The sequence below is a fragment of the Lysobacter sp. S4-A87 genome (assembly GCF_022637455.1).
Taxonomy (GTDB): Bacteria; Pseudomonadota; Gammaproteobacteria; order Xanthomonadales; family Xanthomonadaceae; genus Lysobacter_J.
The window spans coordinates 3,120,243-3,142,910 of sequence record NZ_CP093341.1 but is presented as its reverse complement, the minus strand read 5'-3'; the positions used below and the strand labels follow the sequence as shown (position 1 = coordinate 3,142,910).

Genomic DNA, 22,668 nt, shown 5'->3' with positions numbered 1-22,668 from the left:
AGCAGGAGAACTTTTTGGCTACCAAGCGGACGAAAGCGACCAGTCGCAACCAAGCGACCGACTACCTGCACAAGCAAGAGGCGACCCAACGTCCGGACGTCGGGGTCCAAGACCAGTTTCAGGCGCGGAAGCCCCCTAAGACGTATCGCTTCGACAGCAGCCTTGACCCTGCACTGAGCTGGGATGAGAACCGTGACCGCGAGCTGGCCGAATGGCTCATCGGCTTGGTGCAACGATGTGCTACAGAAGGTGACGCAGTTTTCGCTGAGGCCCAAGTCTGGGCAGGCGGCAGCGTACGGGTTCAATCTCTGCAAGCGGCCGCCAACTTACTGCAATCCCTGTCCCAGCCTTTCTTGAACTGGGCGGGCAAAGCGGAACGGCACGAGATTGACGTGCCCACCGTTCCGATGTTCATTCACGAGCGCCATTCAACGAAGGCGATTCTCGATGGCATCAGGGAACGCAAGGCGAAGGGCACAACGTTGGACATGTTCGGCGACGCTGAACTAGACGTCACCGACAAGCTGGACGCATACCAGCACAAGGGTCCATGGCAAAACCGCATGGTGTTGGGCGACAGCCTTCAAATCATGAACTCCCTGTTGGAGTTCGAGGGTTTGGGCGGCCAAGTCCAGATGATTTATATCGACCCGCCCTACGGCGTGAAGTTTGGCTCGAATTTTCAGCCTTTTGTACGCAAGCGAGACGTAAAGCACGGCGGGGATGAGTATATGACCCGCGAACCCGAAACCGTAAAGGCATACCGAGATACGTGGGAAATTGGCCTCCACTCCTACCTGACATATCTTCGCGACCGCCTCCGACTAGCGAAAGAACTACTTCATTCCAGCGGAAGTGTTTTTGTGCAGATATCCGACGTGAACCTACATCATGTCAGAAGCGTCTTGGACGAAACTTTTGGCGCCGCTAACTTCTGTTCAATTATCGCTGTGCAAAAAACAGGTAGCCAAGCAGGTACCCGACTTGCAACGACACTAGATTTCATCGTGTGGTATGCAAAAGACATAAGCACGCTAAAGTATCGGCAGCTTTATACACCCCGGGTCCAAGGCGACAAGTCTCTCGACCGATACGACCACATCGAGCTTTTCGATGGCAGCGTGAAGCGACTCTCTGCCGCTCAAATCCGAGGCGACGCCGAAATTCCAGAAGGCAGACGTTTCCGCCCAACCAGCCTATTCAGTGATGGCGCTTCCGACCGTGGAAGCTTTACGTACCACTTCCAAGGGAAAGACTACCCGTGCGCGAGCAACAGCCATTGGAAGACAAGCAAGGATGGCTTAGACCAGCTCGTTAAGCAGAAGCGCGTTGTGATTGAAGGTACCCGCTTGCGGTACAAACGCTACGCCGACGACTTCGGATTCGTTCCAATTAGCGACCGATGGGATTCTGTCCAGATTGGTACTGGCTTGCTCTACGTTGTTCAAACAGCAACCACAGTCGTCCAACGCTGCATGCTGATGTGTACCGACCCGGGCGACCTCGTCCTTGACCCAACTTGCGGCTCGGGCACAACCGCATATGTTGCTGAGCAATGGGGGCGGCGCTGGATTACCTGCGACACCTCACGCGTACCGATAGCACTGGCTCGCCAGCGCCTGCTAACGGCGACCTACCCGTACTATGAACTTAAAGACCAGCAGGCCGGCCCGCAGGGCGGCTTCGTTTATCAGCGCAAGCAGAATCGAAAGGGGGAAGAGATTGGGGGGCTTGCACCCCACATCACATTGAAGGCGATTGCCAATAACGATTCACCGGCAATGGAAGTCTTGGTTGATAGACCGCACTTAAATACAGGCATTGTGCGTGTCACAGGTCCGTTCGTTGTCGAAGCAACCGTCGCGCCCGCCCAAATTCTGGAAGACGCCCAAGCGCCACATAGCGACGATGACGCCCACCATATCGCACAACCCGTTACCGCCTATGGGGACTCCGCTACCCACATCGAGCGAATGACCCAAGTGCTGCGCCAATCCAAGACGCTACGACTTCCGGGAAACCGAGAGCTGGTGCTAGCAGACATTCGACGCATGGCGGACAGCGACATTCTCCATGCGGAAGGACAGGATATAGAAGGACATCGAATCGCTATCGTCTTTGGTCCAGAAGACGGAGCAATTTCGTCTGGGGTCGTTTTTGAGGGAGCACGTGAGGCTTACTTCCTAAAGTATGACCACTTGTACTTCTTTGGCTTTGCGATTCAGGCCAAGGCACGTGAACTACTCGAAGACCGTTCCAAGCTTCGAATTCCTTGCACTTACGTGACTGTCACTCCGGATGTCGCCATGAGTGACCTACTGAAGACCAGCCGAGCAAGTGAAATCTTCTCAATCACTGGCCTTCCCGATGCGGTGGCGCGAAAGACAGGCAAGAAGAACGAAGACAATTGCCCCCTCTATGAAGTGGAACTCAAGGGACTGGATATTTTCAACCCGGCAACGATGGAACAGGAAGCCATCGAGGGCCAGAACCTCCCCGCGTGGATGTTGGATACGGACTACAACGGAATGAGCTTTTACGCCACGCAGGTGTTCTTCCCGAAGACCTCCGCGTGGGACAACCTCAAGAAGTCGCTCAAAGCGGATTTCGATGAGTCCGTCTGGCAACACCTCGCAGGCACCGTCAGTGAGTCTTTCGTGCCCGGCGATTCGAGACGCATAGCCATCAAGGTCATCGACGAACGGGGCAACGAACTGATGCGCGTGTTGGAGGTCGAAGCATGAGCTACAAAGCGAAGACGCTGTTCCGCCTCATCGAAGACATCAATTCATCGTTGTACCTGCCGCATATTCAGCGTCCATTCGTCTGGGAAGAGGAGCAGATGGCGAAGCTCTTCGACAGTCTCATGCGGAACTACCCCATTCAAACTCTTCTCTTCTGGCGCACCAAGGACGAAATCAAAGCGCGACAGTTTATGAAGGTTGTGGACTGGGACGCTGACCTCAGCGACCACTACGAGCCAAACGTGAGCAAAGAAGGGCACGAAAAGGTATTCGTCCTAGATGGTCAGCAGCGCCTACAGACGCTGTTTGCGATTTTCGCTGGCGCAATCAAGCCCGAGGGCAAGGAACGGGCTGAAGCTTATTTCGACATCACCAGCGGAGATGTCGTTGCCGACTCAGGATTGCGCTACTCACTTACCTTCTCGACATCACCGGTGCCATCCCCTTGGTACCGAGTCGCCGACCTATTGGGGAAGGACTCACAGAAGAACGCCGAGGAGTTGTCCGAAAGCGCCAACGATTTGCTGGACATCTTCGACGCAGCCTTGCCAGTAGCACAGAGACCAACAGACGAAGAGCAGAAGGCACGCCAAAAACTAGTTCGTCGTAATTTCGCGCAACTTGTCTCCCTGTTGCGCGAGGAGAAGCATTTTTGGGTTCAAGAACTTGACGGCGTTGCCAACAAGTACCCATACCGAACAGTGCTGGACATCTTCGTCCGCGTGAATTCTGGCGGAACCAAGCTGGACGCATCTGACCTCATGTTTGCCGCCATGAAGGAAGGCTGGGACGAGATTGAAGAGGCCATTGAGGAGACGACGGAACTCCTCAACAGCACGAACTTGGAGTTCGACAAATCGTTCCCACTGAAGTGCCTGCTCGTTGTACATGGGCGTGGTGCTGAAGCCTCGCCGGAGAAGTTCAGCGGGGAAGACGGCGCAAAGCTGCTACAAGAAATGAAGGCAGGCTGGGAGCGAGCCGAGCAGGCGTTTCAAGAGCTTCGCGACTTCTTGAAGTCAGACCTCAAGGTGTACGCAGACAAGGTCATTCGCAGTTACAACAGCTTCATACCCCTGTTTGACTACCTGTACTCGAACCCGAAGCCGAACGAACGTAGCAAGGCGCTGATGCGTGCCTATCACTACAAAGCGCAGATGTTTGGGTGGTACTCGCAGAGCACGGACTCCGTTATCAACGGACTCCATTCCATTGTCGGAATCGCCTGCCCCATCGGCTTTCCCATGGGTGAAGTCAAGACGTTCTTCCGTAGCCGGGGGAACGAAACGGAGCTTAGGGACACTCACCTCCACACGAGCAGGCTTCGCTACATCCTTCTCAACCTAGTCTATGTAGACCAGATGGGCGGCTCGCCGTTTGATGTGAAATTCAAAGGCAACGAGCCTCATATCGACCACATCTATCCCCGTCATGCCCTGCTCACGAAGCTCGGTCTTCCCAGCAGTGAAGTGAATACTATTGGTAACTTCCGGTTCGTTGGCGCTACCGACAACATCCGCAAGCGGGCGGAGCTTCCTGCGGACTACTTTGGCCGACTGAAGACCGCAGGAACCCCAATCGAGAAGCACCTCCTCGTAGACTCCTACTCGGCCGCCCCTAGCACCATGGCGTTCGACCCAGTGACTTATCGGACCTTCCGTGATTCGCGTGCGGAAAAGATTTGGGAAATCTGCAACAAGACCGTGAATCCCGAGAATGTGACGAGTCCGGAAAAGGTCGCCGCATGAGCCAAATCAACGCGGTAGAAGCGCCCATCATCAACTCGCCCTACGATGAGCCAAAGCACCACTGGCACATCGAGGAAGCCAAGCAGCCGGAGAAGCGCGTCGGCCGACGCGCAGCGTCCTACTTCTTTCGCGTCCCCGACCGCGCCGCCCGTGGCCGTAAGGGTAAGCAGCAAGCTGCGCTCTTCGAGGATGCATCGAAAGGAAACGAGTACCTACTCGACCTAGCGAATCTGATTCGCCTGCGCCTGAAGGAATGGCGGGAGAGAGACTACTCCGGTGCCACCAAAGTGACTCGTGAGTTGCTGGACTTATGGCACTCCCCGGACCGTTCGCAGCGACTCTTTTTCGCACAGCTTGAAGCGGTCGAGTCGGTGCTATTTCTGGTTGAAGGTCCTGAAGACCTGAAGCAGGGCGTTGCGGTTCCCATGGACCAGCCGGGGGACGACGCAAAGGCCGAAGGATATAAAGCCTTTGTCAGGTACGCGCTCAAGATGGCGACAGGCAGCGGCAAAACCACAGTTATGGGCATGCTCGCTGCGTGGTCCATTCTCAACAAGGTCTCGCAACCTCAGGCAGCCGCATACTCGGACACCATCCTGATTGTCTGCCCCAACGTCACCATTCGTGACCGGCTGCGGGAACTCGACCCCAATCTTGATGAACTCAGCCTCTACCGAACTCGTCAACTGGTACCGCTGCACCGCATGCCTGACCTGCGCCGCGGTGAAGTCTTCATTACCAATTGGCACAACCTTGAGCGTCGCGAACTGGGCGACGTCAACGGCGTTACCGCGAGAGTAGTCAAGCGTGGCGTTCCGGTCGAAAGGGTCCGTACCATCAAGCTGGGTGGGAAGCTCAACCTGTCCGAAGCCGATGTGAGGCAACAGAGTGTCACCGGCGCGTTTGAGATTGTCAGCGAGCTACGGGACCCAAAGGGCAAGCTGGTCGGCTTCGATGTTCGCGAGACTCGCTATTTCGAGAGCGACGCTGCGTTCCTGCGCCGTGTACTTGGCAATCGTAAGGGCCGCAGCACATCCATCCTCGTGATGAATGACGAGGCCCATCATGCCTACCGACGTGGCAAGCAGGACGCTGACGACGCGTTCGCCATCGATGAGGAGACCGCAGAAGCAGACGCCCGAGAGGCCACTGTCTGGATTGAAGGTTTGGACCGCATCAACAAGGCACTAGGCGGAAAGACGAATGGCATCCGCCTTTGCGTTGACCTGTCCGCCACGCCCTTTTATATCCAAGGCAGCGGCAATGAAGTCGGCAAGCCATTCCCATGGGTCGTCTCTGACTTCAGCCTGCTAGAGGCGATTGAGGCTGGACTGGTCAAGATTCCGCAGCTCCCGACGCAAGACATCGGCGGCACCGAGACCCCCGCCTACTTCAACGTTTGGCGCTGGGTGCAGGAGATGGCAGAGGGTGACGGCAATAGCGGAAAGCTGACGCCAGATGTACTGATGCGTTACGCCACCCAACCCATCACCCAGCTCGCGGATGAGTGGCGCAAGACTGCTGCGGAATGGGAAGCGCAGTACGCGGCAGGGCATCGCAAATCCAATGTGCCGCCGGTTTTCATCATTGTTTGCCGAGACACGGCCTTGGCGAAAGAACTGCACGACTGGCTAGCCAATGGCAACAGCCTCTACGGCGCTGCACCGGAGCAGTTTCGCAGTGCACCGGGACGCGAATGGACGGTGCGCGTGGACAGCAAGGTCGCCGAGGACATCGCCGAAGGTGGTGGCAAGAATGACGAAGCTCGACGCCTCAGGTTCGTACTAGAGACTATTGGCAAGACCGCTTGGCCGGGCCATCAGGTACCGGAGGAGTACGCGGCTCTAGTTGACAAGCACAATCACAAGGCACTCGAAGACGACGACAACGGGTTGGTCACTATAGATGCGAGTGTTCCACCCGGCCGCGATGTGCGCTGCATCATTTCCGTCGCGATGCTCTCTGAGGGCTGGGACGCCACGACGGTTACCCATGTAGTGGGACTGCGTCCATTTGGCTCCCAGTTGCTCTGTGAACAGGTCGTTGGACGCGCCTTGCGCCGTACCTCCTATGCCGTGGATGAAGCTACGGGGTTCTTCCGCGAGGAGACCGCCAAGGTCTTCGGCGTGCCCTTTGAGCTGATTCCCTTCAAGGTGGAAGGGGGAGCGCAACAACCGCCCTCCCCCCCTGCCAACCAGATTTATGCGGTCCCTGCGAAGTCGGAATACGAAATCAGCTTCCCGGTCGTGGAGGGCTACACCGACCCCGGAGTGACTCGTCTGGTCGTGGACTGGTCCAAGGTTCCCACGCTCGTGCTGGACCCCATGGAGGTTCCGGATGTCACCCTGATGAAGGGACTGACGACAGTGGATGGTGCGCTAGCAGCGTACGGCCCGGGTGAATCGTCCGTGGTCACCCTCGACCAGTGGCGAAGCCGCGTGAGGCTACAGCAGGTTGCGTTCACCCTAGCGAAGGTCGTGGCGCAGCAGTGGCAGCAGGAGCGCGGCGATACGATTCCGACCCACCGCCTATTCCCTCAACTCTTGACTTACGCCCAGCGGTTCCTAATGAGCAAGGTGGAGTGTCGAGGGAATAGCGCACCTCAAGATGTGGCGTTGAACCCCTACTTCCTTCGAGCTGCTGGAATGCTCACAGAAGCCCTTGAATCGGTCGATGAGAGCGGTCGGAGCAACGAGCGTCCGGTGATAACCCCCGGCCCTGCCGGTGAGCGCACAACGCGATTCGTGGAGTTCTACACGGGTCGCCAGCCTTGGCCCGCCGCGAAGTGCCATCTGAATGCCATCGTCACCGACACGAAGACATGGGAACAGGCTGCGGCCACCGCCTTGGATGCCGCCACGGAAGTCCAACGCTGGGTCAAGAATGACCATCTCGGCTTCGTCATCCCTTACCGGAAGGACGGTGTTCGGCGTAGCTATCTCCCCGACTTCATCGTGGAGCTGACGTCCGGGGAACGACTCATCATCGAAATCAAGGGCCAGCTTGGTGACGCTGAAATCAAAGGTGCCGCTGCGGAGCGTTGGTGCAATGCCGTCAACAACGAAGGTCGGTTTGGCCGTTGGTCCTACCATCTCGTCCGCCAACCTCCGGACCTGTTGAAGCTCATCCACTCTCTGACAAACCAACGGAAGACTGGGTAACCGAGTCTTCTCAATGGGCACTAACGGCGTGTGTCGAGAGTCCGGGATATTGTGCTTCCGCCGTGTGCCAAGCCATGGTCCGGCACTGTACGTCTCGCTTTTATCAGGCGGTGCGAACGATGCCATGCAACGGGCTGTCACCGGCAAGCTTGTTGTTGCCGGTTAGCCTGTTGTTGATGGACCGGATTGCTTGGAGCAATGTGTCGCTTGGGATGTAGTGCGGGTCCAAATCCAGCGTATTGATGATGAATTTGGCTAGCTCGATTTCGTCCCGTGCCAGCGACCGGCAGTTGAACAGCATGTTGGCTAGCCGGGCATTCAGCAGTTCGGCGACTTCCGGATGGGCCGCATTGCGCTTCGTGTTGTAGCCGTTGACTGTTGCGCTCGACGCATAGTTACCGCGCATCGAACTACCCAAGTTGTTACCAGTGATATCTTCAATTTTCATAGCAGCTCCATGTATTGGTATGGATATTTATCTGCTACGACGTCTTTCATGAATCCCTCTAGTGACGACACCATGCGAGGCGAAGAGGCTCAGCTTGCACATAAATCATGGTGATTCAACTGCAATTCCGTTCCTCCCTTAGCTCTTCCTTTCATTCCTTTGTGTGCACCTAATTCACCATATTGAAAAGCATATGCTTTTAACGTTTCCCCCGGTTCGGCTGAAAGCCTCAAGCTGGCGGTCAGCGCCAGTGAATCGGAACGAGAGCGGGGGCGCTTGGCGCCCCCGTCTCATGCCACCCTGTACAACGCAGGCTTCGGCTTTGCTCCATCTTTCGGTTTAGTTGCGTTTCGCGTCACCTTCAGAAACCCCGCATCCACGACCCTCTTTCTGAAAGTCCCAAAGGTCCTCTCGCGCGGAAAGTGTTGTTTGAAGTCATTCCATGGCAGCGCGAACTCCGCCTCGGAGCGTCCGAGAACGCGTTGGTAGGTCAGCAACAGCAACAGCTTTTCACCCCAGCCCAGTTCCAGAAACTGGGGGTTTGTGAGAAGACTGAGCGGCACTTCCAGCTTCCCATCAGGCGCAGCCTTGTACGCTCGCTCCACGATACCTTCCACCTCATCTTCAGATAGCGGCGGCTTGCACCGTTCTGCGTTTAAGGTGAGCAAGCTACGCAGCCGCTCGGCCTTCGGAATGCCCTGCTTGTTGGATACGACTGCCAGCTTGTACAACCTGTTGTTGCGCTCACCCTCAGGAATCCGCTCCGGAAGTGACATTCCGCGAGGCAGCTCCAATGCATCCGCGAGTGCGGGCCAATCCCAAATCCGCTCGGGATGACAGGACAAGACCTCTGACACGGCCGCTGGGCCACGCTTCTGATGAATGAAGCCGGGCAAACGCATGAGGCGCGGCGCATCACATACGGCCTTGTCGCCTCCAAACTTGTCAGCCAGTGCCTGCTGGGCGGGTTTGAAGTCTCGCACCGGCATTCCTTTCACCAGCCAGTACGCGTGAAATCGGCCCGGAGAGGACTGCACGGTGATGCTGGGCGGAACCGCAGCAGCAAGCACCGGGTCAATCGGTGCACCATCGAGGTCAACAAAGATTGCGCGGACCTTCATTACGTTCTGCGCTGACCTTCCTTTGCCGTCCCCAAGGTTCACCATCACAAAGACGCACGCACCTTTCTGATTCAAGCGAGTCAGAGTCGCGGCATGCTCAGCGAGAGAGCCATGCTTTGTGCGATTCAATCGCCACGCCATCTGTTGATTCGTTGCAACGGCGTCCTTGTTAGTGCACAGCGTTTGGAACGTAATGGCCCCCTCCGGCGCAAGGGTAGAAAGAAACCTCTTCGCCACGTCAAGCTGCACTTCCAATGCGGGGGACTTATCCATAGGACACCCCGAAATCATTGAGGAAGCAATCAACTTCCGCCCGGATACGGGGCATCAACTTCCGAACGAGCCGCACAGTTTCCCAGAGGTCACGATAGCTATACCCCGCCATCATGTCCCAGTCCGACAAGCTCGGCATGAGAATTTCATCGCCGATGTAGTCATAGATGCTGAGTGCGCTAGCGTCCGGCTCATCGAACAAGTGCTCGGCAATAACACCAGCCAGTCCAATCTTGCGTTCGGCACGCATGCCCAACGCGCCCGCGTCACTCCAAGTTCGGCCCAACCATCGATGCTCCGTTTCGGGATTGAACGTCCCTTCCGGCAACGCGAATATCCGCCAATAAGCTGAGCAACCAAGATGTCGAGCGACACTTGCATGCCCTGCTTCGTGGATGCAGGTCATGTGTAATCTCGCTGCGTCTAGCTCGTCTGTGCAGAAGTCGCTCCAGCTCATCGTGCGCCCCCCTTGGACTTCGAACCGGTCATTCGGGATGGCAGCAACCTCAAGCTGTCCATGACCACGTACCGCCGGCACCCGATGAGTACCGTTTCCAGTTCACCAGTCTTCGCGAGCTTGAAAGCGTGTGTCTTGCTGATTCCATTGGCGGCACAGGCTGGCACCAGAGGCCAGACAACCGCTTCAGTCATTGTGCTTGTCATGCGTATGTCCTCTTCACTCCGTAGTTGTGGAGTGGTTGACATAGGCTATGGATTACAGAATGGCTTGAATCTAGGGCTATTTCGAGGGGGGTCGTTTTTGACTGAGGCGAGACGGCCATCTCACGGCTTCGGCATCCTCGACGCTGGCAATTTCGCTCAACGTATTTGCCGTCAGCTTGCTATCGCCAAACCAAATTTTTGTAAGGGCCGCGACTTCTTCTCTCATCGGGGAGGCGAAGTGATAGACGAATGATTCCGTTACCACTCGAATGAACCAAAGTCTGTCCGCATTCTGATGATTGGGCTTGTCGAGAGGTGCTTTCGTACGGGCCCAAACTTTCGCCCCTTCCGCGACCGCATCCGCTACTACGTCTATCCGCCGAAAAGCCTCATCTAGCAGCACTCGCTCCGATGCACAGACGGTATCGTCTCCGAGTTTTCGCTCGCGCCAGCGACTGGCATACGGCTCAATCAAGCCGAGCATCTCAGACGCCGCCATGCCCACCCTTCCGCCAAGGGTTATTGCGACTTGCCCGTGCGTAAGCGGACCGATGTCCCGCCAAGCCTCTGCGAACTCCTTCGCGGCCCGAGCAAGTCGATTTGCTTTTGCCAGCTTCTCTTTTGGGGAGAGCAGCGCGTCCCCTACTCGGGGTCTCAACCCCTTACGGACGCTATTGGCGAGGACATCGAGCTTTCCAAGTGACCCCAGTCGATGTTGCATTGCCCTTTTTTCGAGGCCACGCCATACAGGCCCGCTCAAATCCGAGGGAGCATCCAGAACCTTTCGCAAAATTTCTTGGATATCTGATGACGACTCAGCAGATATCGCTTCGAACTCGTCTTTGACCCACTTTGGAGTTCTTGCGGAGAATCTCATGCGGGCCGACGTCCCGCATGGATGGGAATGACAACGTCTCCGCTGCGCAGACCGTCTAGGTAGTCCGCCCACGCCTGCATCATTTTCGTTCTCTCCTGCACGTACTTCGCACGGTTGTAATGTCGCCGACTCGCATTTCGCTCATCATGCGCGAGCTGCTTTTCAATCCAATCCGGGTGAAAGCCCATCTCATTGAGCAGGGTGGACGCGGTTGTTCGGAAGCCGTGAGCTGAGAACACCTTGGCGTACCCCATCCGCTCAAGACTTCGGTTGAGTGTCGTTGGTGACATCGCTCGATGCGGGTCGCGAACATTGGGAAATAGCAATGGATTGGACCCACTGACCGCTCGCAATTTCCGCAACAACGCAACTGCTTGAGTGGACAGCGGCACAACATGCGCTTCGCGCATCTTCATCCGAGCCTCTGGAATTGCCCATAAGGCCCTATCCAAGTCGAACTCAGACCATTGAGCCTGCCGAAGTTCGCCCGGGCGTACAAAGGTGAGAAGGAGAAGATGGAGCGCCGTTTGGACCTGAACGGTCCCCCGTGCCGCCTCTACCCGCTCCATCAAGAGCGGAATTTCAGCGGGAGAAAGTGGCGTCTTGTGCCGTGTCTTCGGCTTCTTGACGGCGCCCTTGACGGCAGCAGCGATGTCATTGTCGGCACGAAGAGTGGCAATCGCGTAGAGAAACACCGCCGAACACCATTGCCGAATCAGTATCGCAATGGTGGGCGCAGGCCGGTCCCTGACTTCTTTGAGGATTGCCAGCAAGTGAGCTGACTTCACTTCTCGAATGGGCAAACCGCCAATCTTGCTGAAGACGTCCTGTTCGAGGACTGTACTCACTTGCTTGAAGTAGTACGGGGTCCAGTCCTTGCGATGCTGCTCAATCCATTCACGAGCGACCGCCTCGAATGTATTCGCAGCTTGGTCGGACGCTATGATTCTGGCGGCTTTGCGATGCTGAGCGGGATTGATTCCCTGCTTCACGAGCCTGCGAGCGGCGTCTCGTGCCTCTCTTGCCGCCTGAAGACTCATCTCTGAGTAGTCGCCAAGAGCGACGACGCTCTCGCGTCCGTTGATGCTGTACCGGTAGCGCCAGAACCTTGAACCGTTCTTCTGAATCAGCAGATAGAGACCGTTGGAGTCGGCGACCTTTCGCGGCTTGTCAGCCGCCTTCTCGTTCCGAAAGAAGGAATCCGTCCGCCTCTTAGCCATAGGGTGCCCCGATGATTCGCGCCCCGAATTATACCCGGTTTAGTACCCGGTTTCCCAGTGAATGGCCCAAGTCTGCTTGGAACCATTTGGAACTCCATCTAATTGATTTATAAAGAATGAGCTGCTGATTCTCGAACTGTTTGGAACCGCTCAGAACGGTAATGACAGTTATCGATCATCAGGACCATACCGCGACCTTTTCCGTGTGCATCAATCAGGTTGGGGCCTCGGCGGGCAGTGACGCCCGCATCGAACCGTCTCCCAGGCGCTGTCGCCGGCGCTGGAACCCCATGATAACGGCCTGAGTCAATCGCCGCCGCGCCTGCAGCGATTGCGCCGGTGGCCCGACGGTCGCACGAAGCCCCGTTTCCGCGTCCGCATGGCCCGGATGCGCCGCCGGACGCCCGCCCGCCTACCCGGCCTGGTTGCCGCGCACCACCGGCAGCAGCAGCTGCACGCGCAGCCCCGGCGCACGGTCGAGCAGCACCACGCGGCCGCCGTGGCGGTGGGCGACCGCGCGCACCAGGCTCAGCCCAAGGCCGCTGCCGGGCGAGCCGCGGTGCGACTCCAAGCGCTGGAAACGATCGAAAACCCGCTCGCGCTCTGCCTCGGGGATGCCCGGGCCGCGATCGTCGACCTGCAGCAGTGCGCCCTGCGCCGTTGCCTGCAGGCTCACCTCGACCGCGCTGTCGGCCGGGGCGTACTTGAGCGCGTTGTCGAGCAGGTTCACCAGCGTCTGGAACAACTGGTCACGGTCGCCGCGCACCTGCACCGGCTGCAGGTGTGCCTGCAGGCGGATGCCGCGTTCGCCGGCGCTGGGCATGTACAGCTCGACGGCATCGGCGACCAGCGCCGCCAGGTCGAGCACCGGCTCGTCCTGCGCCGGCGCCTGCGCCTCGATGCGGGCCAGCCACAGCAGCGATGCGAACGTCCGCAGCAGCTGGTCGGTTTCCGCCACGGCGGCGTCGAGGGCCGTATCGCGCCCGGGCTCGCCTGACTGGTGGCGCAGTTCCTCGAGGCGATTGCGCAGGCGCGTCAACGGCGTGCGCAGGTCGTGGGCGATATGGTCGGTGGCGTGGCGGACGCCGCCGAGGAGATCCTCGATGCGGTCGAGCATGCCGTTGAACCGTCGCGCCAGGCGATCGAAGGCATCGTCGCTGTCGTCCAGTGGCACCCGCAGCGCCAGTTCGCCACCGCCGACGCGCTCGGCAGTGGCATCCAGGCTGCGCAGTCGCCGCGAGACCCAGCGCGAGGTCAGCCAGCCGACCAGTGCGCCAAGCGTTGCCGCAACCAGGAGCGCCACCAGTGCCGTGCGCAGCATCAGCGCCAGGAAACGGTCCTGCGAATGCAGGCGCAGGCCGACCAGCAGCGTGCTGCCGTCAGGCAATGATTGCAGGTGCGCGATCACGCGACGGTGGCCATCGCCATCGCCGGCGTCGGCCGCATCGAAAGTAAGCCAGCGCGCGCTACCCGCGGCAGGGCGCTGCAGGCCTGGCGTGGCCACGACCGCACGGCCGCCACGGTTGAACAATGCGTAGACCGCGTCGGGGTCCTCGGGTGCGGCGATGCGCGCCTGCAACTCATCCGCCAGGGCGGCACCGCCACTGTCGCGATACACCTCGGCCAGGCCGGAGGCATCGGTGCGCACCAGCTCGCGGGCGTCCTGCAGCAGCAGTGTCGACACCGCGAGGTACACGCCCGCACCGAGCAACACGAACGCCGCGAGGAACGAGACCATCACCGCCAGCGCCAGGCGGGTGCTGGTGGAGCGCAGCCATCGCATCTTCATGCGCGCTATTCGCCCAGCCGATAACCGGCACCGCGCACCGTATGCAGCAACGGATGCTCGAAGCCGTGATCGATCTTCTGCCGCAGCCGGCTGATGTGCACGTCGATGACGTTGGTCTGCGGATCGAAATGGTAGTCCCAGACCGCTTCCAGCAGCATCGTCCGGGTGACGACGCGACCGGCCTGGCGCATCAGGTATTCGAGCAGGCGGAATTCACGCGGCTGCAGCTCGATGTGTTTGTCGCCGCGCTGGGCGCCGCGTCCGAGCAGATCGAGTTCGAGGTCGCCCACGCGCAGGCGGGTCGGTTCGCGTTCGCTGCCGTCGCGGACACGACGGACGATGCTGTCCAGGCGCGCGCTCAGTTCCGAATAGGCGAACGGTTTGACCAGGTAGTCGTCGGCGCCGGCGCGCAGGCCTTCGACGCGATGCTCGACTTCGCCCAGCGCGGTCAGCAGCAGCAGCGGCGTCGGATTGCCGGCGCCCCGCAGCGTCTGCAGCAGCACCAGGCCATCGACCAGCGGCAGCATGCGATCGAGCACGATCGCGTCGAACTTTTCAGTGGTGGCGAGGAACAGGCCCTGCCTGCCGTCGCCGGCATGATCGACGGCGTGTCCATCCTCGCGCAGCCCCTTGACGATGAAGGCCGCGGTGTGGGGATCGTCTTCAACCAGCAGGACTCGCATGCGGCTCGGCTCCGGCAACGAAAAAAAGGATACCCCGTCGAAGCGGCTCGACGGGGTATCCGCCCGCTCGCATGCGGGCTCCGGGGAGGGGGACGGTTACTTCTTGGCTTCGCCGGGCTTGCTCTGGTTGGCGTTCCTGGTCTCGGCCTTGGTGGCGTGCTTGTGCTTGCTGACGGAGGTCTTGGCCGGCGCGGCGGGCGTGGTGGCCGGCTGGGCAGCGAGCGCGGAACCGGCGAGCGCGGTCAGGGCAACGGCGAACAGAGGCTTGCGGATGTTCATGGTGATGTGACTCCAGGTGGGTACGTTGACGAGGTACGTTGTGGGAATCTCTCTTGTCGGTGGGGTCGCTCCCCATCGCAGGATCAGATTGCGCGCACGCGCCTCTCGACGATCTTTCCGGAGCATGAACAATTGGTAATGTTGGCCGGGGCAAGGCCAAAGTGGATCCCGGCGTTCGCCGGGATGACGTGGTCTGCGATGACCGCCTGCCGGGACTGCAGCCGGGCGGCTCAACCCACGCCGCTGCCCCTGCGGATCGGAATCGGCGCGGTCGCGATGCGGCCCTTGAGGTCGGTCATCGTGCCCGGCAACACCACCAGGTACGAGATCAGTTGCTCGGCCAGCTCCAGCAGCAGGTCGGCGCTGACCTTGTCGATCGTCGCTTCGTCCTCGAACTGGCGGCCGAACGTGCCACTGGGTGCAAGCAGCTGCGCGATGTCCTGCAATGGCCTGGACAGGTCGGTCTCCCTGGGCAGCGCCTCGAGGTTCTGCGTCAGCGACTGGTCGCGCTTTTCCTCGCCCAGCAACTTCGCCGCCAGGCCGGCCAGCAGGTGGCGCACGGTCAGCGCGGTGGCGCCCCACTCGGCGCGGTTGTAGAGCTTGAGCGCGGACTCGTAGCTGCGCGCCAGCGGCGGCGACAGCGACTGCAGGTGTTCTACGCCCGACATCGGCTCGCGACCGGCGGGGCCGGGGTAGCAGAACAGTCCGCCTTCCTTGCGCGTGCTGTCGGCTTCGAGCAACTGCACGAACAGCACCTCAAGTTCGCAGCGGGCGCAGGTCAGTTCGCTGGCGGCCAGTTGCCGCCCGTGCTCCTGCCAGGTTTTGGCCTCGAATACCGCCTCTTTCAGGCAGTTCGGGCAGATCATTTCCACCGTACGCGGGAACGTGTTCGAAAACCGGGATTGAACGAGGTTGTCCTGGACGAGTTGCATCGCCGCCTCCTGCCCGTTGGCCTGCTCCCGTTGATGTGAGTCCCCTGGGCTGCATCCCCAAGGCCTTTACCGACCGATCCGCCGACCACTCATCACACAACCAGTGAATACCGGTTCGCTTGTGAATAAAACGTTGTGATCGCGCCATCGAGGACAGCGCGAACCACAATTTTCGAAGATGAATCGAGTCGGGCGAACCGGGGCGCGACGCGCGTCACAATCCCTTGGCCGCTTCCGCCACGGCGCGGAACAACGCGCGCCCCTTGTTCATCGTCTCCTCCCACTCCTTGGCGGGGTCGGAGTCGTAGACGATGCCGGCACCGGCCTGCACGTGCAGGCGTCCGTCCTGGATGACGGCGGTGCGGATGGCGATGGCCGTGTCGGCATCGCCGTTCCAGCCCAGGTAGCCGATCGATCCGGCGTAGACGTTGCGCTTGATCGGCTCCAGCTCGCGGATCACTTCCAGCGCGCGGATCTTCGGCGCGCCGCTGACCGTGCCGGCGGGGAATGTGGCGCGCAGCACGTCGGCATAACTCAGGCCAGGTTTCAGCGTACCGGTGACTTCGCTGACGATGTGCATGACGTGGCTGTAGCGCTCGATCACGAACTGCTCGCCCACCTGCACCGTCCCGGGCTCCGACACGCGGCCCGCGTCGTTGCGTCCCAGGTCGATCAGCATCAGGTGCTCGGCGCGTTCCTTCGGGTCGGCCAGCAGCTCGGCCTCGAGCGCGGCGTCCTCTTCGGGCGTGGCGCCGCGCGGGCGGGTGCCGGCGATCGGCCGCACCGTGATCTGCCCGTCCTCAAGGCGTACCAGGATCTCCGGCGAGCTGCCGACCACCTGGGTGCCACCCACATCGAGGAAGTACATGTACGGCGATGGATTGAGCGCACGCAGCGCGCGGTACACGTCCACCGGCCGCGCCTGGAACGGCACCGACAGGCGCTGGCTCAGCACGACCTGGAAGATGTCGCCGGCACGGATGTATTCCTTGGACTTCTCGACCGCGGCGATGAAGCCCTCGCGGGTGAAGCCGGAAACAAAATCGGTTTCGTCCAGCGCGCGCCCTTCCAGCGTCTCCGGATAGCCCGGGCCGCCCTGGCGCAGGCGATGCACCAGTTCGTCGAGGCGACGGTTGGCGCGGGCCAGCGCGCGCGGCTCCTGCGGGTCGGCATGGACGATCAGGTACAGCCGGCCCTTGAGGTTGTCGAACACCGCCAGCTCGTCGCTCTGCATCAGCAGGATGTCGGGCGTGCCGAGTTCGTCGGGCTTGTGCGTGCCGTCCTTTTCCGGCCCGGCCAGGCGCGGTTCGATGTACTGGATGCACTCGAAGCCGAACCAGCCGACCAGGCCACCGGTGAAGCCGGGCAGCCCGGGGATCTTCGGCACGCTGTGCGCGGCGCGCAGGCGCTCGACCTCGGCGAACGGGTCGTCGACGGCGCGGCTTTCGACCAGTTCGCCGTCCTCGGTGACGAACAGCGTGTGCCCGGCAAAGGCATACACGCGCTGTGCCGGCAGGCCGATGATCGAATAGCGGCCGAAGCGCTCGCCACCCTCGACCGATTCGAACAGGTAGGTGTGCGGGCCGTCGGCAAGCTTGAGGTAGACCGACAGCGGCGTATCGAGATCGCTCAGGACCTCGCGTACGACGGGAATGCGGGTGTGGCCGTCAGCGGCCTGCTGCTGGAACTGTTCGGGAGAGGTCACGCAAGGTTTCCTTGGAAGACGAGGGGGTGGTCGCGACGGCATGCAGCCGCCATCGCCAGCCCGTGCCGGCAGCAAGGAACTTCGGGATCGCCCGGATTGTCGTCGGCGCGCGGTTCATCGCCCCTACTTTACTGGCTTGATGAACGCGGTGCATGTCGCCGGCGCAATGTCATATGCGCGTCATCGTCCATCCGGAACATGGGAGGCCATATCAGGGACGACGGGCGGAGGCTGGATTGCCTCCAATTCTTCCGCGGCAAGCCAGTGATGGCTTGCCGCTTTTCGTTGGCGCGGGCGTCGACGTCCATGGATCGCTGTCTACGCGGGGATGACGGCAACGCGGCCCGGTCAGCGCAGGTCGGTATCGGCCACGACCACGCCATCCTCGTCCGCGCACAGCCAGTCGCCCGGGCGGATGCGGATGCCGCCGAATTCGACGTCGACATCGCGCTCGCCTTCGCCGAGCTTGTCGGTCTTGCGCGGGCACACGCCGAGCGCCTTGACGCCCAGGTTGAGCCCGCCGATCGCGCCGCTGTCGCGGATCACGCCGAACACCACCACGCCGGCCCAGCCGTTCTCGGCGGCCCTGGCGGCAAGCAGGTCGCCCAGCATCGCGCGGCGGGTCGAGCCGCCGGCATCGACCACCAGCACCCTGCCCTGCCCCGGCTCGGCCACGGCCTCGCGCACCCGCGAGTTGTCCTCGTCGGCCCGGATCGTGCTGACCAGGCCGTTGAAGGCCAGGCGGCCGCCGAAATCGCGCAGCGGCAGGTCGAGCACGCGCACCTGCGCGTCATGGAGATCGCACAGGTCGCAGGTGTTCATCCAGTCCGGACTCCTGTCACGGCCGCCTTCATCCGGCCGATCACGTCGGCGTAGTCGGGCGCGTTGAAGATCGCCGAACCGGCGACGAAGGTATCGGCGCCGGCCGCGGCGATTTCGGCGATGTTGTCGGCCTTGACGCCGCCGTCGATCTCCAGCCGGATCGGCTTGCCGCTGCGGTCGATCATCTGGCGCACGCGGCGCAGCTTTTCCAGCGCCGAGGGAATGAAGCTCTGGCCGCCGAAGCCCGGATTGACCGACATCAGCAGCACCATGTCGAGATCCTCGAGCACCCAGTCCAGCACGTCGATCGGCGTGGCCGGGTTGAGCACCAGCCCGGCCTGGCAGCCATGCGACTTGATCAGCTGCACGGTGCGGTGCACGTGCGCGCTGGCTTCCGGGTGGAAGCTGATCATGCTGGCGCCGGCCTTGGCGAAATCCGGAACGATGCGGTCGACCGGCTCGACCATCAGGTGCACGTCGATCGGCGCCGTCACGCCGTGCTTGCGCAGCGCCTCGCAGACCAGCGGGCCGATGGTGAGGTTGGGCACGTAATGGTTGTCCATCACGTCGAAATGGACCCAGTCGGCGCCGGCGGCGAGCACGTTGTCGACCTCCTCGCCGAGTCGGGCGAAGTTGGCCGAAAGGATGGACGGGGCGATGACGGTCGATTGCATGGGATGTCCTGTTGCCTGGAGTCTGCCTGTTCCCCTGTGTTCGGGGGAAGGCCGGGGGACTGGAAGGGGTCTGGCCGTTCGGCCCTCACCCCGGCCCTCTTCCGCAGGAGGGAGAGGGGGAATGGCTTACCTGCGCTGGCGCAGGGACTTGATGCGGTCGTAGGCCTGGTTGATCTCGCGGGCCCTGGACTCGGCCTGCTGGCGCAGCTCGGCGGCCGCGCCGGCCATGCGGTCGGGGTGGTACTGCGAGATCAGCCGCCGGTAGGCCTGGTCGACTTCGGCGTCGGAGGCATCGGAGGTCAGGCCCAGGGCGGCATAGGGGTTGTCCCGGCGCAGCCTGAACCAGTCGATGTCAAAGGCATGCCCGATCAGCAGCCCCACCAGGGCGCCGAACAGCGGGTTGGTGCGGAACAGGGCGGCTCCAGCGAAGAAGCCCAGCAGTTTGCCGTACCAGCGTTTCATCGTCCTCCCCGCGGCCCTGGCGGCCGCCTTTCCCGAACATGCGCCCCAGAGGCCCGCGCCCCAGAGGCCCGCGCCGCAGAAGCGCGTGCCCCAGAGGCCGGTGTCCAGACCGGTCGCCAGTGTACCTGCACGCCGTGCCAAGCCGGCGTACACTGGCCGGCCCTGTCCGCGCGCGCGCGTTAGTCGCGCGCTTCAAGGCTGGCATCAAGGCTGGCATCAAGGCTGATGGAGTGCGGCGGGGCCTGCGTGCATATCCAGAGGGTTTTCGCGTTGTCCACGACACTGCTGCAATCCGACCTGCCAGGCCTGAGCCTGCGCCACCGCGGAAAGGTCCGCGACGTCTTCGACCTGCCTGCCGAGCGGCTTCCCGCCGGTGCCGGCGAATGCCTGCTGATGGTCGCTACCGATCGCCTCTCCGCCTTCGACGTGGTCCTGCCCGACCCGATCCCGGGCAAGGGCGAGATGCTCTGCCAGATCAGCAACTTCTGGTTCGGCAAGACCGAACACATCATCCGCAACCACCTCACCGGCATCGACGTCGCGTCGGTGCTGCCGTCGGGTGTCGACACCGCGCTGTACTCCAGACGCGCCGTCGTGACCCGCCGCCTGAAGCCGGTGCCGATCGAGTGCATCGCGCGCGGTTACCTCATCGGCAGCGGCTGGAAGGATTACCAGCGCACCGGTCGCGTCAGCGGCATCGCCCTGCCCGACGGCCTGCGCCAGGCCGAGATGCTGCCCGAGCCGATCTTCACCCCGTCGACCAAGGCCGCCGTCGGCGACCACGACGAGAACATCGACTTCGACACGGCGGTGCGCACCGTCGGCGCCGACCTGGCCGAGCAGGTGCGCGACGCCACGCTGCGCCTGTACAAGTACGCCCGCGACCATGCCGCGCAGCGCGGCATCATCCTGGCCGACACCAAGTTCGAGTTCGGCCTGGATGCGGACGGCCGCCTGTACGTGATGGACGAGATGCTCACGCCGGACTCGTCGCGCTACTGGCCCGCCGATCAGTACGAGGTCGGTACCAGCCCGCCCAGCTACGACAAGCAGTTCGTACGCGATTACCTGGAAACGCTGGGCTGGAACAAGACCCCGCCCGGCCCGTCGCTGCCCGCGTCGGTGATCGAACGCACCCGCGCCAAGTACGCCGAGGCGCTGCAGAAACTGGCCGGCATCAGCATCGACGAAGCCGAGCCGGCCAGCACGGTCGGCTGAGCGATGGCCTCCAAGGGCCTGCTCTATCTCGCCGGGGCGATCGCGGCCGAAGTGGTCGCGACCAGCGCGCTCAAGGCCTCGGAGGGGTTCACCCGTCCGGGGCCGTCGCTGGTGGTGGCGATCGGCTACGGCATCGCCTTCTACCTGTTGTCGCTGACGCTCAAGACCGTCCCGGTCGGGCTGGCGTATGCGATCTGGTCCGGGGTCGGGGTGGTGCTGATCTCGCTGATCGGCTGGCTGGTGCTGAAACAGCCGCTCGATGCCGCCGCGGTGGTCGGCATCGGCCTGATCGTCGCCGGCGTGCTCGTGATCCAGCTATTCTCCCATTCGGCCCCGCATTGAGCGCCGGCCGAGCGCGCCTGGGAGGGACGCCATGAACACCGCAGCCGACTCGACGACCGGGTCATCGCAACGACAGATCGACCAATGGTTCGCCAACTATTCCGGCGACCACCGCAATGCCACCAACCAGCTCATCCACGTGATCTGCGTGCCCGCGATCCTGTGGAGCGTGATCGCGCTGCTTTGGTGCATTCCCGCGCCGGGCACTTGGTTCCGCCCCGGCTTCTGGGCCGGATTGGCGATGCTGGCCAGCGCGCTGTTCTACTACCGCGCCTCGCGCGCACTCGGCCTGGGCATGGTCGTGATCTACGTGCTGATGAGCCTGTTGACCCGCTGGATCCATGACAGCTATGGCACCGGCACGCTGCTTTGGCTGGGCGTGGGCGTGTTCGTGGTTGCCTGGGTCGGACAGTTCGTCGGCCACAGCAAGCTGTTCGAAGGCAAGCGCCCGAGCTTCTTCACCGACCTGCGCTATCTGCTGATCGGGCCGGCATGGGTGCTGGCGAAGCTGTACCGGAAGCTGGGCTGGTCGTACTGAGGCAAGCACACTCTTCCCCTCATTCCCGCGCAGGCGGGAATGACGTTTTCCTGAGCGCGGCAATGACGGAACACCCATGACCCCGCGCGATCTCGTCCTCGTACTGCTCGTCGTCGTCGCCTGGGCGGTCAACTTCCTGACCTCGGCGCTGGCGATGCGCGAGATCCCGCCGTTCCTGTTCACGGCATTACGCTTCGCGCTGCTGGCATTGCCGCTGGTGTGGCTGCTCAAGCGGCCGGCGCCGGGACAATGGCCGCGCCTGATCGCGGTGTGCCTGTGCATCGGCGTGCTGCACTTCGGCCTGAGTTTCACCGCGCTCAAGCTGGCCGGCGATCTGTCGTCGCCGGCGATCGTGATGCAGAGCTACGTGCCGATGACGACGCTGCTGGCGTGGTGGTGGCTGGGGGAACGCTTCGCCTGGCGCACCGGACTGGCCATCGCGGTGAGCTTCGCTGGCGTGCTGGTGCTGGGCTTCGATCCGATCGTGCTCGACCGGCCGATGGCGCTGGTGCTGATGCTGATCTCGGCCGCCTTCCTGGCCGTGGGCACGGTGCTGATGAAGGGCCTGCGCGGCCTGGATGTCTTCAGCCAGCAGGGCTGGACGGCCGTTTTCAGTGTGTTGCCGCTGCTCGCGATCAGCGCCTGGCTGGAGCCCGGTGCGATCGCGCAGTTGCCCACCGTGAGCTGGGTGGGCTGGGCCGGTGCGGCCTGGGCGGCGTTCGTTTCCTCGCTGCTCGGCCACGGCCTGTACTACGTGCTGGTGCAGCGCTACCCAGTCGCGCAGGTGACGCCGTGGCTGCTGCTGGTGCCGGTGCTGGCGATCGGCCTGGGCGTTGCCTACTGGGGCGACCGACCCGGCCCGCGCCTCCTGCTGGGCGGTGCGATGGTCCTTGGCGGCGTGTTGCTGATTGCCATGCGCGCACTGCGCAAGGCGCGACCGGTGGCTCGGGCGGAAGAGCTGTAGCAGCAGTC

The 22,668-nt window shown here is 61.8% G+C and carries 20 protein-coding genes; 7 read left to right on the top strand and 13 right to left on the bottom strand.

What is annotated here, in order from left to right; translation table 11 throughout:
• Positions 1–14 precede the first annotated feature (14 nt).
• Genes MNR01_RS14065 through MNR01_RS14055 form a run of 3 tightly spaced genes read left to right on the top strand, consistent with a single transcriptional unit; the run spans position 15 to position 7,650 of the window.
• On the top strand, positions 15–2,744 hold the full coding sequence (locus MNR01_RS14065; RefSeq protein WP_241918391.1) for a site-specific DNA-methyltransferase: 2,730 nt from the start codon (positions 15–17) through the stop codon (positions 2,742–2,744).
• A complete protein-coding gene (locus MNR01_RS14060; protein WP_241918390.1) occupies positions 2,741–4,489 on the top strand; it encodes a DUF262 domain-containing protein in 1,749 nt (582 codons plus the stop codon). The genes MNR01_RS14065 and MNR01_RS14060 overlap by 4 nt, the downstream gene beginning before the upstream one ends.
• On the top strand, positions 4,486–7,650 hold the full coding sequence (locus MNR01_RS14055; protein ID WP_241918389.1) for a DEAD/DEAH box helicase family protein: 3,165 nt from the start codon (positions 4,486–4,488) through the stop codon (positions 7,648–7,650). The genes MNR01_RS14060 and MNR01_RS14055 overlap by 4 nt, the downstream gene beginning before the upstream one ends.
• A 103-nt stretch (positions 7,651–7,753) precedes the next feature.
• On the opposite strand, the gene MNR01_RS14050 is transcribed toward MNR01_RS14055, so the two are convergent.
• From MNR01_RS14050 to MNR01_RS13990, 13 genes are all read right to left on the bottom strand, one after another.
• On the bottom strand, positions 7,754–8,098 hold the full coding sequence (locus MNR01_RS14050) for a hypothetical protein (RefSeq protein WP_241918388.1): 345 nt from the start codon (positions 8,096–8,098) through the stop codon (positions 7,754–7,756).
• 290 nt (positions 8,099–8,388) lie between these two features.
• Positions 8,389–9,492: a DNA-primase RepB domain-containing protein gene (locus tag MNR01_RS14045; RefSeq protein WP_241918387.1), complete on the bottom strand. Its 1,104-nt coding sequence runs from the start codon at positions 9,490–9,492 to the stop codon at positions 8,389–8,391.
• On the bottom strand, positions 9,485–9,898 hold the full coding sequence (locus MNR01_RS14040) for a hypothetical protein (protein WP_241918386.1): 414 nt from the start codon (positions 9,896–9,898) through the stop codon (positions 9,485–9,487). Before MNR01_RS14040 ends, MNR01_RS14045 begins: the two co-directional genes overlap by 8 nt.
• A gap of 333 nt (positions 9,899–10,231) precedes the next feature.
• Positions 10,232–11,032, bottom strand: a complete 801-nt coding sequence (locus MNR01_RS14035) for a hypothetical protein (protein ID WP_241918385.1) — start codon at positions 11,030–11,032, stop codon at positions 10,232–10,234.
• Positions 11,029–12,252, bottom strand: coding sequence for an integrase arm-type DNA-binding domain-containing protein (locus MNR01_RS14030; RefSeq protein ID WP_241918384.1), 1,224 nt, complete (start codon positions 12,250–12,252; stop codon positions 11,029–11,031). Before MNR01_RS14030 ends, MNR01_RS14035 begins: the two co-directional genes overlap by 4 nt.
• A gap of 412 nt (positions 12,253–12,664) precedes the next feature.
• A complete protein-coding gene (locus MNR01_RS14025; RefSeq protein ID WP_241918383.1) occupies positions 12,665–14,041 on the bottom strand; it encodes a HAMP domain-containing sensor histidine kinase in 1,377 nt (458 codons plus the stop codon).
• Positions 14,042–14,046: 5 nt separating this feature from the next.
• Positions 14,047–14,724 carry a response regulator transcription factor gene (locus MNR01_RS14020; RefSeq protein WP_241918382.1) on the bottom strand — a complete coding sequence of 226 codons (678 nt, stop codon included), beginning with the start codon at positions 14,722–14,724 and terminating at the stop codon, positions 14,047–14,049.
• Positions 14,725–14,820: 96 nt separating this feature from the next.
• Positions 14,821–15,003 (bottom strand): hypothetical protein, encoded by a 183-nt coding sequence (locus MNR01_RS14015; protein ID WP_241918381.1) that lies wholly within the window; start codon positions 15,001–15,003, stop codon positions 14,821–14,823.
• Positions 15,004–15,233: 230 nt separating this feature from the next.
• Positions 15,234–15,935 (bottom strand): hypothetical protein, encoded by a 702-nt coding sequence (locus tag MNR01_RS14010; protein WP_241918380.1) that lies wholly within the window; start codon positions 15,933–15,935, stop codon positions 15,234–15,236.
• Between the two features lie 214 nt (positions 15,936–16,149).
• A complete protein-coding gene (trpE, locus tag MNR01_RS14005) occupies positions 16,150–17,640 on the bottom strand; it encodes an anthranilate synthase component I (protein WP_241918379.1) in 1,491 nt (496 codons plus the stop codon).
• Between the two features lie 348 nt (positions 17,641–17,988).
• The gene (rraA, locus tag MNR01_RS14000) at positions 17,989–18,462 is read right to left on the bottom strand and encodes a ribonuclease E activity regulator RraA (RefSeq protein WP_241918378.1); all 474 of its coding nucleotides are present in this window, start codon (positions 18,460–18,462) and stop codon (positions 17,989–17,991) included.
• On the bottom strand, positions 18,459–19,136 hold the full coding sequence (gene rpe / locus MNR01_RS13995) for a ribulose-phosphate 3-epimerase (protein WP_241918377.1): 678 nt from the start codon (positions 19,134–19,136) through the stop codon (positions 18,459–18,461). Before rpe ends, rraA begins: the two co-directional genes overlap by 4 nt.
• A gap of 126 nt (positions 19,137–19,262) precedes the next feature.
• On the bottom strand, positions 19,263–19,598 hold the full coding sequence (locus MNR01_RS13990) for a DnaJ domain-containing protein (protein ID WP_241918376.1): 336 nt from the start codon (positions 19,596–19,598) through the stop codon (positions 19,263–19,265).
• Positions 19,599–19,868: 270 nt separating this feature from the next.
• Between MNR01_RS13990 and MNR01_RS13985 the strand changes: the two genes are divergently transcribed.
• The 4 genes from MNR01_RS13985 to MNR01_RS13970 all read left to right on the top strand — a co-directional run bounded on the left by MNR01_RS13985 (position 19,869) and on the right by MNR01_RS13970 (position 22,660).
• Positions 19,869–20,816 (top strand): phosphoribosylaminoimidazolesuccinocarboxamide synthase, encoded by a 948-nt coding sequence (locus MNR01_RS13985; protein ID WP_241918375.1) that lies wholly within the window; start codon positions 19,869–19,871, stop codon positions 20,814–20,816.
• A 3-nt stretch (positions 20,817–20,819) separates the two neighbouring features.
• A complete protein-coding gene (locus MNR01_RS13980; RefSeq protein ID WP_241918374.1) occupies positions 20,820–21,158 on the top strand; it encodes an SMR family transporter in 339 nt (112 codons plus the stop codon).
• 31 nt (positions 21,159–21,189) lie between these two features.
• Positions 21,190–21,696, top strand: coding sequence for an Mpo1-like protein (locus MNR01_RS13975; RefSeq protein ID WP_241918373.1), 507 nt, complete (start codon positions 21,190–21,192; stop codon positions 21,694–21,696).
• Between the two features lie 76 nt (positions 21,697–21,772).
• The gene (locus tag MNR01_RS13970; protein ID WP_241918372.1) at positions 21,773–22,660 is read left to right on the top strand and encodes a DMT family transporter; all 888 of its coding nucleotides are present in this window, start codon (positions 21,773–21,775) and stop codon (positions 22,658–22,660) included.
• Positions 22,661–22,668: the final 8 nt, after the last annotated feature.